The sequence below is a fragment of the bacterium 336/3 genome (assembly GCA_001281695.1).
Classification (GTDB): domain Bacteria; phylum Bacteroidota; class Bacteroidia; order Cytophagales; family Thermonemataceae; genus Raineya.
The window spans coordinates 1-11283 of the sequence record LJIE01000010.1 but is presented as its reverse complement, the minus strand read 5'-3'; the positions used below and the strand labels follow the sequence as shown (position 1 = coordinate 11283).

Annotated in this window: 10 protein-coding genes and 1 pseudogene; 5 read left to right on the top strand and 6 right to left on the bottom strand. The window is 31.4% G+C overall.

Features of this window, described 5'->3' with window-relative positions:
• Nucleotides 1-208: 208 nt before the first annotated feature.
• The 5 genes and pseudogenes from AD998_21895 to AD998_21875 all read right to left on the bottom strand — a co-directional run bounded on the left by AD998_21895 (nt 209) and on the right by AD998_21875 (nt 4303).
• The gene (locus tag AD998_21895) at nt 209-622 is read right to left on the bottom strand and encodes a hypothetical protein (GenBank protein ID KOY84280.1); all 414 of its coding nucleotides are present in this window, start codon (nt 620-622) and stop codon (nt 209-211) included.
• The gene (locus AD998_21890) at nt 612-827 is read right to left on the bottom strand and encodes a hypothetical protein (GenBank protein KOY84279.1); all 216 of its coding nucleotides are present in this window, start codon (nt 825-827) and stop codon (nt 612-614) included. The genes AD998_21895 and AD998_21890 overlap by 11 nt, the downstream gene beginning before the upstream one ends.
• A gap of 176 nt (nt 828-1003) precedes the next feature.
• Nucleotides 1004-1633 (bottom strand): annotated as a pseudogene (locus tag AD998_21885) (hypothetical protein).
• Nucleotides 1634-1635: 2 nt separating this feature from the next.
• Nucleotides 1636-2238, bottom strand: a complete 603-nt coding sequence (locus AD998_21880; GenBank protein KOY84278.1) for a hypothetical protein — start codon at nt 2236-2238, stop codon at nt 1636-1638.
• Nucleotides 2239-2629: 391 nt separating this feature from the next.
• Complete coding sequence (locus tag AD998_21875) at nt 2630-4303, bottom strand: hypothetical protein (protein ID KOY84277.1); 1674 nt, start codon at nt 4301-4303, stop codon at nt 2630-2632.
• A gap of 395 nt (nt 4304-4698) precedes the next feature.
• Between AD998_21875 and AD998_21870 the strand changes: the two genes are divergently transcribed.
• Together AD998_21870 and AD998_21865 are read left to right on the top strand one after the other, a co-directional pair.
• The gene (locus AD998_21870) at nt 4699-4887 is read left to right on the top strand and encodes a hypothetical protein (GenBank protein ID KOY84276.1); all 189 of its coding nucleotides are present in this window, start codon (nt 4699-4701) and stop codon (nt 4885-4887) included.
• Nucleotides 4888-4910: 23 nt separating this feature from the next.
• Entirely contained in the window at nt 4911-5120 is a 210-nt protein-coding gene (locus AD998_21865) for a hypothetical protein (GenBank protein KOY84275.1), read from the top strand.
• Between the two features lie 858 nt (nt 5121-5978).
• On the opposite strand, the gene AD998_21860 is transcribed toward AD998_21865, so the two are convergent.
• Complete coding sequence (locus AD998_21860; protein KOY84274.1) at nt 5979-6650, bottom strand: hypothetical protein; 672 nt, start codon at nt 6648-6650, stop codon at nt 5979-5981.
• 908 nt (nt 6651-7558) lie between these two features.
• Between AD998_21860 and AD998_21855 the strand changes: the two genes are divergently transcribed.
• The 3 genes from AD998_21855 (at nt 7559) to AD998_21845 (ending at nt 11026) form a co-directional block, all read left to right on the top strand.
• A complete protein-coding gene (locus AD998_21855) occupies nt 7559-9067 on the top strand; it encodes a hypothetical protein (protein KOY84273.1) in 1509 nt (502 codons plus the stop codon).
• Nucleotides 9068-9094: 27 nt separating this feature from the next.
• Nucleotides 9095-9583, top strand: a complete 489-nt coding sequence (locus AD998_21850) for a hypothetical protein (protein ID KOY84272.1) — start codon at nt 9095-9097, stop codon at nt 9581-9583.
• Nucleotides 9584-10036: 453 nt separating this feature from the next.
• Nucleotides 10037-11026 (top strand): hypothetical protein, encoded by a 990-nt coding sequence (locus AD998_21845; protein ID KOY84271.1) that lies wholly within the window; start codon nt 10037-10039, stop codon nt 11024-11026.
• Nucleotides 11027-11283 lie beyond the last annotated feature (257 nt).

Below are 11283 nucleotides of genomic sequence, written 5' to 3'. Positions count from 1 at the left end.
TTATCCACTATTTTTCTAAAAAGATAAGGCAAATAGATAACGCTTTTGCAAAAAGGTAGTAGAGATTTGCCTCACTTTAAAATATAAAGTGAAAAAGTCATTCAATATTTTTAGGGAAATCTGTCGCAAGTCATTTGATATTTTAGGGAAAAATGTCATAAATTTACTTATGAAACATCAAAAAGCCCTTATTAAAGGGCTTTTCATTTTAAACTGAATATATTAGGTTTTGAGCTTTCACAAAGTTTGCTCCATGTTTTACTACCTTTGTTTTATCAATATGATTCAAAATAACAGAGCAGCAGCTCATATACATTTTTTGTTTTGAAGAAAAATAGTTTTCATATTCTATTCTCTCTTTTTCAATCATTAGAGGTTTTAGAATTAAATAGGCTTCCTCAAGCTTATTCAAATTACTTGTGTTTCCCTCTCCATACTCTCCACAAGCTTTTGTCTGTATTGACCAGTAGTTTTGAGATACATAATCTTTAAAGTTCTCAAAGTTTAAGCCTTCTAAAACAGACTCTAAATTGACTTCTGAAGCTTTCTCATTTTTCTTTTTAAAGAAATTAAACATAAAATATCCCTTCTGGGCGGTTAAAGTTTGAAAATTATAAATCATTATTTAGGCTTTCTTTATTCAAAACAAATTTTTCCATCATGAGCTCCAATGTTTGATAGAGTATATCAAATTCTACCCAATTATTAAGGTATCGCAAATAAATTTCACTTTTAGATTCATTCTTTTCTGAAATTTTCATCGAAGCTATCTCTGTGATGGCTATGAGTCTGGGTTTACCTGCATGGGTTAATCGTAGGAAATTCATAATTCAATTTGGTTCTTTTGGGTTTGCTCTTTGGTCTTCTCTTGGTTTCTTTGGTATTCGATAATTGCCTCAAAACTCATTTCTTTTTGCTTATAAGACATTTTTTCTTCTTCATGAAGCATTTGCAACTTTTCAATCTCTGATGCCTTGTAATAGGCTAATTTTTCGTTTTCGGGGCGATTGTAGGAAAAGTTATCATCAAATATATTTTCACAACGTTGCTTAAAATTCTCTCTGTCAAATCCTGCTGTAACTTTTTGCCCTTTACCTGTTGTAATTTCTGTTCCTCTTTGATGAGCCAAGGGGCTTATCTTTACTTTCTTATCTTCTGTTTTTCTGCTAACTACCACATGAATATGAGTTTGGAGTCCTTCTTTTAAATCACCTTGTTTCTTATCTTCAGGGATTTCATCTAACCCTTTATATGCTCTTTCATGTTCTATTTTTGCAAACCACAATAAATTTTCTCCCTTTAGCCCTTTATTAAAATTCTCTGCATAAGCTTCCATGACTGAACGGGTATAGATCTTCAAAGCTTCCTGACTATTGCCTATATGCTCTAATTCTTTTTCGCTGGGTGCTATGACTATGGAATAAAATTTAGCTTCATCTTTTCTTAAACCCTGTTTATTACTATCTATTTGTTGGATTACCTCATGGCTCAAAACACATTCTTTGCTTTGGGAAAAGAAAAATTCCTTATCATACAATTTCTGTTCGTTTTCTTTCTCCAGATACTGAACTAGGGATTTACAACTTCCTGTATTGCCACTTGAAAGGGGGCTTGTTTGAATTTTTATGTACATGACTATAAATCTTCAAATTGTTTAGAATATATTTTTAAGATGTCATCAACGTTACTATGAAACCCCAAACCGTTCTTTTTAGTAGCTAAATCTTCTTGTAATCGCTTAAAAAGTTTTTTAGCTCTCATACTCGATTCTTTAGTTTGCGTGTCTTGTAGTGCCTTTAAAACCCCTTCTTGAGCTTCCTTTTGTTTTCCATAGTTCTCGACTATTCTTGTAAACATTTCCTCAAAAGGTTTTAAGGATTTCTCAAAACGTGCTTCCAAACGTTTGTCTAAGCGTATCCAATGCAATCCATCTTGTTTGAAGTAATCAAGTAATTTATCTGTCCCTGTATTTTCTAACCTCTGAAGAACGGCTACCAAACCTTCCAAGATTGGATTTAACTTTTCTTGTTCTTGGGTTTTGATAAAACTAATCAATTGGTTTTTCAGCTTCTTGAACTCTTCTATAAAATTCGTTTGGTCGGTCGGGTTCTGTTTCGTCTTCTTGAAATAGGCTATCATCGCTTCCACAGCTTCGCCAATATTCAAGTCAAAATCTTTACAGATTTTTTCTAAATCTGTTTTACTGCTTTCTCCTACTTTGATAGTTTTTAAACTCATATTTCTCTTTTTTTTCTACAATTATAATTTAATTTTCAATTACTTACAAATTTTTTAAAATATTTTTCTCCCTTTTTATTGCTTTTAGCCTCGCAGAGCAAGCAGAACCGTACATAGTACGGTTTCTGCTTGCTTAAAATTAAATTTTAACAAATACATAAAACTCTCCTACTATTTATAGATAGATAAATATCATAAATCATATGGAAACAATACTAATTATTATTGGACTATTCCTCCAAGTTGTTCAAATTTTAATTGACCTTTTGAAAAAGAAAGGAAACTAAAAAAAGGAGTTACCTCCTTTTTCTTAAACCCTATTTCAAGCAAACTGACCGAAAGTCCCATTTTGGGTACTTTGGTTGAAATGCAGGAAACGCATATTTTAAAATTAGATAGTCTTTTTACCAATATTCACCATTAAAGACCCAATATCTGTGAATATCTGGTTATAATTATCTTCTATTTCTTGGTTTGAAATTTGTCGAAAAGCTGGTAAACTATCTGCTACTTCTTGTGCTGGTTTATACTGAGTAGTAAATGGTTGGTAGTTTGGTCTAAAATTGATAAATACACCCTCACCAAAACCCATGATTTGTTGCGGTTTTAATAAGGTCCTTTCCTGACTTGAATAGGTTTTAGTTTCTGTTTCTGTGATATGCCCCTGCTCACCCATAGAATAACCTACATTTTTATTCTCCATCACTATATCGCCCTTCCCTACTAAATCAGAAACATATTCAGCCGTTTTTAAATGGTTGGTTTTCCCAAAAAGCATATTACTAAAATTCCCTAAGAGCACATCTTTTTTAACATGACCATAAACATCTTCTATTTGGCTCAAATCTTGTGTAATGAATGATATAGATATTTTATTACTCCTACAAACTGCTAAAATTTGTTCCAACTTTGGAATTTTTGTCGTTTGGGCTTCATCAAGAATAACCATACTTTTATGTTTGCCTGGTACGTTCATTTTTTGAAGTGAAGAAACTAATATCAAAGATAAAATAGGTGCGTAGGTGGTGGATAATAAAGCATTATTACCTAAAACTAACATTTGAGGGGCATCAGGATTATTTATGTCTATATGCACCTCTTCTGCACTTAATACCCAAAAAATATTTGGTGTGGCTAATCTGCTTAATCCATCTTGGAGAGTTGAAACTACTCCTGCAAGCTGTTTACCTGCTTGATTGTCTATCGCTGTTTTGATAGATGCAACCATTGCAGAAACTTCAAAATCAGTAGAAATTAATTCTACTACCTTTTCAATGGGTTGTAAGCTTAATGCCACCGCATGGGGTATGCTCAAGTGTTGGGGGTGTTTTTTAGCCAAAAAGTAAATAATCCCTGCTAACAAGCTTTCTGCACTTTTAACAAAAAACTCATTTTTATTATTAGAATCTCCATTGCTTAAATTTTCTACTATGGAGGTGGCTAATTCCCTGGCAAAAGAACTATTTTTAACACTATTGGCTAATGGATTAAATCTAACTGACCTACTTAAATCATCAAAATTAACAAAAATAGGTGTAACTCCTGATTTATGATTTTGATAATGAGAATAAACATAATTGGCTAATTCTGGATATTTATAGTCCAATATCAAACCTGAAAAATTCTTGGTAATGGATTCTTTAATCATAGGTTTTACTACGGAGGCACTTTTACCTGCTCCTGTTCCTGCTATGACTAAAAAATGCCTATATAACTCATCAAAATAAACATTTACATTGTCTATGGCACTCACTAAGGCAATCGTATTTTCATGATTGGCATTATTGATAGATTTTTTAAGCATTGCATTCCCTGCGGTCTGTGCAACTTTCCCAACTCCTTTTGCCACTAAAGTAAAAGAGCCTCCTATAACAAAGCCTATTAAGTAGGGTAAAGCTTTAAAAGTCGATTTAATCAGCCCTATACCAAAAAGTATAGCCAAAACTGCCGAAACAGTTTGCCAAGTAGTTTTCTTCTCAAGAGTAAACATCAAATAGCCAAATATAGCTGTCAATACAAGTGATATAAAAAACTCACTTAAAGCTTTTCTTGCTCTAATATCCATATAGTTTTGTAGTTTAAGACTCCTATTTAAAGAAATAGGCTATTAAAAAATAAAAATCTTTTGAGAGTTCAAAGCAACATCAAAATTGATTCCAATTTTTCAAATGAGAAAGGTAGATTATTTTTGTATCACTTTTCATTTCTTGTTACAATAATCAGAACATTGTAACAAATTACTAACGTTTTTTGTAAAAAGTCCATTTTTAAGCTTTTTAAGGCGTTCCTAAATGTTGCTTTTTTCTGAATTTTGCAAAAGAATCTACTCTAACCTAATTTTTTCCAAAAAATACGTCAAGAATTTGTTACAAATTTATTAAACCTCAATTCAAGCAAATTGACCGAATCCATCAAAATGATGGATTCGGTAGAAATGCAGGAAACGCATATTTAAGAATAATGATTAGTTTAAAAAACTCAATAAAATCAAGAATATTTTTGAACCCTGAAAAATTACAGCTTCAGATAATTTTTTCAGGGTTCAAGATGAGCAATCGAGAAGTTCAAAAAAAGGTGAGTATTCCTAAACATTTAGGAATACCCATAAATAATAGAAATCCTTATGAACTACAAAATGAGGATAAATAGCTACAAAACAAGGATTGATTTTCTTGTTTTTTTTTGCCCTCCCTGTTTTTTGCCCCAACTTTGTAACATCATTTAGTTTAAACAATAACCTTTTAAACGCCCAGATGGGAAATGATAAAGTAGATCAAAACAAAGAAAATCAAGGAGCAAACTTTGACCAATTCAAAGTAAACCCTGAAGAAGCTAAAGAAATAAAAGATGAATTTTTCAGAAAATACATTTTTTGTTTTTAGGTGTTTTTAAGTAGTATTTTGTGAATGTTCAAGAATACACACAAAATGCTTAAAAATCCAGACTTTTTTTTCTACCTACTTTTAGTTTTTAGCTGTTTTTATAAAGAATTTTGAAACGTGAAATCTGATGATACATTTTGTATCATTTTTTGACACACGAAAATCGAGAGAAAAATTGATTTGCTCATTTAATCCTGATAAAATTGCACCACAGGTGTTAGGAAGTGTTAGGAACTAAAGTGTAAGGAATAAAAAGCAGTGTTAGGTTCTTGTTTTTTTGATGACTAAGAACTTTTTTTGGTTATTGAATTAAAATTTTTAATTATTTTTTGAAAAATAAAAAGATAATTATTATAACTTTACTTTCAATAAAAAGCCCCTAAATATAGCGTCTCAAACTATTCATAGGGGGGCTTTTTGAATGGTATTTCCTTTTTTAGAAGGAAACAGGAATTTTATGTGGTAAGTAAATAAACTATTTACTTAGTAAAAATCTATATATTCTTTGAAAAAACAAACAAAATCAAAAAGTTTTTTTCAATTGATTTTACTATATTTCCTAATCCATTCAAAGAGAATCCTCAAAGGGGCTTTTTAATATTTAATGTTTAACCTTAAAATTAAAAATGCCATGAAGAAGAGCAAAGGATCTTTTTTACTCTCGTGGTCAGGTTTCGGACTCAAAATTGAGCTAACCAGACATTGGGAAAATCTTGTAAATTCTTTAAAGAAAAGGAAAAATCAAGGAAAAAAGAAGAAGAACTATTAGAAAGAGCCCTCAAATGAGGGCTCTTTTACTTTTAGATATTTTTTGTGGTTCAGGAGGTTTTTAGTTGTAGTCCGAGCTGGACTCGTACCTTATTTTCCTAATATATCTTTAAACAAATATTTCATGTACTCACTGGATTTTTCTTTGTTGAAATATATTTTTTCGCTGTTAAAACTATTGGGCATCTCTAAAGTAAATATATCACAACAAGACGTTGTTTGCCTTGATGTAAACCTCCATTTAAACAAAATGAGTATAAAATATTCATCCTCAATGGAGGTTATTACAAAAGCTGTTGCTTCAGATTTTCCATCACCACTTTGCATAATAGCTCTAAATAAACCCTTTGTTTGACTTGAAAAGCGTTTGGCATCTATATCGTTCTTTTCCATAAAGGCTATTAAGCCTTTGGAATAAGTCAAATTCATGTTTACTGGGTTGTTTTCGTCTAATTTCTCAATTTTCTCTTTTGCCTCCTCTAACTCTTTACTTTCTGCCAAATTTCGTAGTTCTGTAGCTTCATTATCGTTGGGGCTGTAATGAATGGAACGAGTATAGCCATAGTACAAATACATATATTCTGTATCTGTAAGAGTAGTATCAACTTCTTGAAAGCGTTTTAACAGCTTTGGAAAATAATAAGGACTCTTTTCATGAGTCGTTTGAGCATATACCTTGTTAAAATCTATTTGGGAACATATTTGAGCTTTTATAGAATGAGCCAATATAAAACTCAAGAAAAAGAAAGATATGATTTTCATGTTTTGAATAAAAAATAATATGAATAGTTCTGTTTAAGGGTTCTTTATTAAAAGTTTACAAATGTAAACTCTATCAGAAAAATACAAATTTACATTTGTAAACAGTTCTAAAAACCAATATGATATAAAACTTTTTTATTTTTCTCCTACGAATAAAATACAAGCCAAAATAAGCTCATAAATAGGGCTTATTTCTTTTTTTATTATCGGATGTGTCGGATTTACGACGAAAAAAAGAAAGTTGCTTATAGGGCAAAAAAATGCCTAAATTTGACAAGCAATTTTTGTTACTAAAACAAAAGTTTTTATAGTTTAAAATAATAGAAAAGCTCTGTTTCATGAACAGAGCTTTTCTAAAATGGTGTATGAGTTCAAACTCATAATTTTAGTTTAAGCAATAAAGCCCTATTTTCTAAGTAGGGCTTTATTATTTGCATTTGAATCTATTTTTTTATTATTTAGCATTTACATAGTGTTCAAGTATTTTGTCTAAAAATACTGCCCCCAAACGTGGGGGCTTTTTTGTTCCATCTTGTTCCAAGTCGTCTTGGAACAAACACTAAAAGTACGTTATTGTACGTATATGTACGTTAAGATACGTTTCTGTATCTCTCCACACTACCAAAAAAGTTACAAAATGTTACACCAAAGCACCCTAATTTTACGATGTAGATAGATATTTTTATAGAGTGCAAGGTAAACAGCTTTGATGCCTCCAAAAACTTAAAAAATTATTCATGTAAGGTGTATCTATGGCATGATATTTATTTTGTACCTTTGCGGATATTTTGCAAAAATAACCTTTATAATCATTAGCCTCAATATTATTGAGGCTTCTCTTAAAACTATAAACTATTTAACCCCTATTTATGAAAAACCATTTTTTAGCATTTGTAATGCTAACGACTATGTTTTTGGGTTGCAAACCTCGAACCCAAGAACTCACACCACAAAAAACGGCTATCAACCCTGATTTGATAGAACAAGCCAAAACTTATTTTGAAAACGTCCAAAGCGTAGCCCTTACCAAAACAGTAGAGGTAAGTCTTGGAGCAAGAGGCAACCGAGTAAATTTGTGGGCTTATGCTCCTTTTAGAATCTTCACACCTATTTGGAACAAAACGGAACAAGTGAATCTTTCTAATGGCAAGAGAGTACTCATTACACCCCTATATCGTAATATGACAATTCGTTATGCAAACGAATTGTATTACATTCGTAGGTTAAGAGTAGAATTAAATGCTCAAAATGAGATTGTAAAAGCTAATATTGTAGAGCTTGTTACTCTTGCTGGTTCTGTGGCTCAAAATAAAAATATGATTATTGCCAATGTATTTGAAGAAATACAAACAAGAACAGACGCTAAAATAATGGTATTTGATGCAGGATATACACCTCAAATTGAAAATGGTTCTTGGAAAGGTAGAGGCAACAATAATGCAAATAATAGAGGAAGTAGCAATAGTAGTGATTCCCCTGGCTGTTATCAGTTAATTGCAGTAGTTGGTTGCTCTGATATTCAGTATATCCAAGACGTTGCCCCTTGTAGTGCTGATATGCCTGGTGCATTTCAAGGTTTTGGAACTCCTATAAACAACTGCCCTAATGGTGGTGGTAGTTCTTGGACACCTCCAGACCCAAGTAACCCTCCTCCTGGCGGTGGTGGCAGTAATGGAGATAATGGACAAGAACAGCCTTTTATTCCTACTATTTTAGATTACAATGGTGTAAACATAGAAATTAATTACAAAAATGCTCAAGGTGATACAGTAGCAGTAGATAGCACTATTCTCAAAGCTTATAAATTTGTGATTGATGATGTTAATTTTAGAGATGTTATCAAAGGTTATTTATCACCGAATACAGATAAATTAAAGATTACTTTTAATGATACAGGTAGAGGAGCTAAATTCAATAAAAATACTAATACAATTTCTGTTGCACTAAATTTGCTTAAGAGTGGTTTTAATATAGTGGATTTTGTTCAAATGCTTACACATGAGGGTCTTCATGCTAAATTAGCCAAGCCTGATGCAACCATCACTACGCAACTGACAACCTCCAGAACTAATTTAGAAACTTATTATAACGCTGTACCAGCCACAGATACAACACATCATGGGCTTGTTCCAGATGATAACATGATACAGCACGAATATATGAGTGAATATGATGTAGATAAAGCAGCAAGTATTATTAAAGCATTTTATAATAGTGGTATAGGAAAAACGAAAAATGATACAAGTATAACAGATGATGATTTTAGGGCGTTCTTTAGAGGCAATTTAGTACAAGTAGAACATCCAACTAAATCCATATTGATATATATGTATATTACAAAAATTAATACATTATCACTTACAGATTTACAAACATTTTCACAAGGATTTTCTAAAGTAAGAGATTCTTATAAATAAAATTTAAACTACAAATAGCATTGTAATATGAAAAAGACCATTTATTTACTAAGCGTAGCATTTTTAATATGCTTTCAAGGAATAGCACAAAATATGCCACTACCTGCCCCCAATACACCTAATGTATTATTTTTAAAATATAGTAATGTTTTAAATGGAGCTAATTCTTACAGAATGTCTGATGTAAGAATGCCTAATGATTTCATAGAATCAAGATTTTGTTATTTTTATTTAAAAGTAACAGATGCAAATAATAATCATTCTGGAAAATTAATACAAAAACTTTATGTGATTGATTCAGAAGAATTTGCTTATACAGACCCTGCTGGATATAATAGTGTATCTTTGGATGTAAACCAATTAGGTGAGTTATTAAGATACAAAAGTCAAGAACAAAAGAGAGCTTATTTAGATAGCTTTCAAACCATCTATTTAATAGATTACGAGCAAAAACACCCTAAACAGCCTACCAAAGTAAAATTATTAAGAGTAAAAACTTGTAATTTTTTCCTTTAGCCATAAAAAGCCCTCTAAAATAAATTTAGAGGGCTTTTATTACATTTATTCGCTTTAATTTTCAAAGTCCCGCAAGACTTATCTTTCTTTTATAAAGTATTTCTTTTCATTCTCTTTTCATATCCATTTTTTAGTTTTGTTTCATTCTCCCTACTTTTTTGTTTCATTTCAAATTTTGTTCGTTTTATGAACATCAGGAATAAAAGGACAAATAGCCCGAAAATGACACCACATTATTAGCATTTTTTTTGTTCACCAAAGCCCTAACTATAGTAGTAAAAACTATATAGTATATATAATAAGGTGTAAAGGTTAATAAACCGACAGATTGTACGGAATAAACCGACAGATTGTACGCATTTGGTACTAATAAACCGACAAATTGTACGTAAATAAAAGACTTGTTATTTTTATTTGTCGGTTTATTTATTACTTTTGCAAAAAACATTGAATATGAGTGATAAACGCAAGAAAGCAGAAGTATTAACTCCTGTGGTGGTGTATTCTAAGGAGGAAATTAAAGCCTTTGCCAAACAGCATTGGAATATTACGTTTGCAAGACAAAAAAGAATTTCGGTGTATGCCAAACGTATTATGGCGAATGTACTTTCTATGATTAAAGAAGAAGATGATGATTTGAAAGCCTATCAAATGAAAGTAACAGATATAATCTTTGATGCAGATAGCGAAAACTCTATTTATACAAGAATTAAGGAGGCATCAGAAGATTTGATTAAACAATCTTGGTTATTTGAAAGAATTGATAAAAAATCTTTTGAAAGGCATAACGTAGTAGTAAGCCTTCGGTATGAAAATGGAAATTTAGAAATTCATTTAAACCCCTTTCTAAGAGAATATTTTTTAGAATTGAGCCATTACACCACCTATGAAATAAAATGGTATATGAGCCTTAGTAGTTGGTATTCTATGAGGTTCTTTGAGATACTATCAGCCTTTAAAGATACAGGTATTTGGATAGTGAGCATTGAAGAGTATCGCAAGCTCATGGACTGTGAAAAAAAATATCCTGATATAAACGATTTGTTAAAAAGAACACTTCCAGAACCTTTGGCAGAGTTAGAAAAAACAGATGTAGCATTTTCTTATGCACCCATTTTAGACGCTAATCACAGAGGCAGAGGGCGTAAGCCTATTGTAGCCTTAGAGTTTAAGCTCAAGAAGGTAACACCTAAAAAAATACCTGCTTCTTGGTATCAGTTTTCAGACGAGTACAAAAGAATACTGGAGGGTTTACTCAATTATGGTATTTCAGAGGTTCATATAACAAAGTATGCCCCTCACATTGGCATAGAGGGTGTAAAAGAAATCATGAAAGTATTTTACAAGGCTCAACTTAATGCAGAAATCAAAGATAAGAAGGCATATTATAACAAAATTTGGCTAAACAAAGGAGAAGAAGCCAAGAACAAAGTAGAAAAATAAGACAAATAGATAACGCTTTTGCAAAAAGGTGAGAGGGTTTTGCTACACTTGAAGATTAAAATAGGACAAATACCACCCATGATTTTGAGAAATTATCCACTATCTTCAGGAAAATAAGACAAATAGATAACGCTTTTGCAAAAAGGTGGGAGGGTTTTGCTACACTTAAAAATTAAAATAGGACAAATAGCACCCACGATTTTGAGAGATTATCCACTATTTTTCTAAAAAGATAAGGCAAATAGATAACGCTTTTG

Coding starts and splice junctions, on each gene's coding strand:
- AD998_21895 (KOY84280.1), bottom strand. CDS start 622: ATGATTTATAATTTTCAAACTTTAACCGCCCAGAAGGGATATTTTATG.
- AD998_21890 (KOY84279.1), bottom strand. CDS start 827: ATGAATTTCCTACGATTAACCCATGCAGGTAAACCCAGACTCATAGCC.
- AD998_21880 (KOY84278.1), bottom strand. CDS start 2,238: ATGAGTTTAAAAACTATCAAAGTAGGAGAAAGCAGTAAAACAGATTTA.
- AD998_21875 (KOY84277.1), bottom strand. CDS start 4,303: ATGGATATTAGAGCAAGAAAAGCTTTAAGTGAGTTTTTTATATCACTT.
- AD998_21870 (KOY84276.1), top strand. CDS start 4,699: ATGATTAGTTTAAAAAACTCAATAAAATCAAGAATATTTTTGAACCCT.
- AD998_21860 (KOY84274.1), bottom strand. CDS start 6,650: ATGAAAATCATATCTTTCTTTTTCTTGAGTTTTATATTGGCTCATTCT.
- AD998_21855 (KOY84273.1), top strand. CDS start 7,559: ATGTTTTTGGGTTGCAAACCTCGAACCCAAGAACTCACACCACAAAAA.
- AD998_21850 (KOY84272.1), top strand. CDS start 9,095: ATGAAAAAGACCATTTATTTACTAAGCGTAGCATTTTTAATATGCTTT.
- AD998_21845 (KOY84271.1), top strand. CDS start 10,037: ATGAGTGATAAACGCAAGAAAGCAGAAGTATTAACTCCTGTGGTGGTG.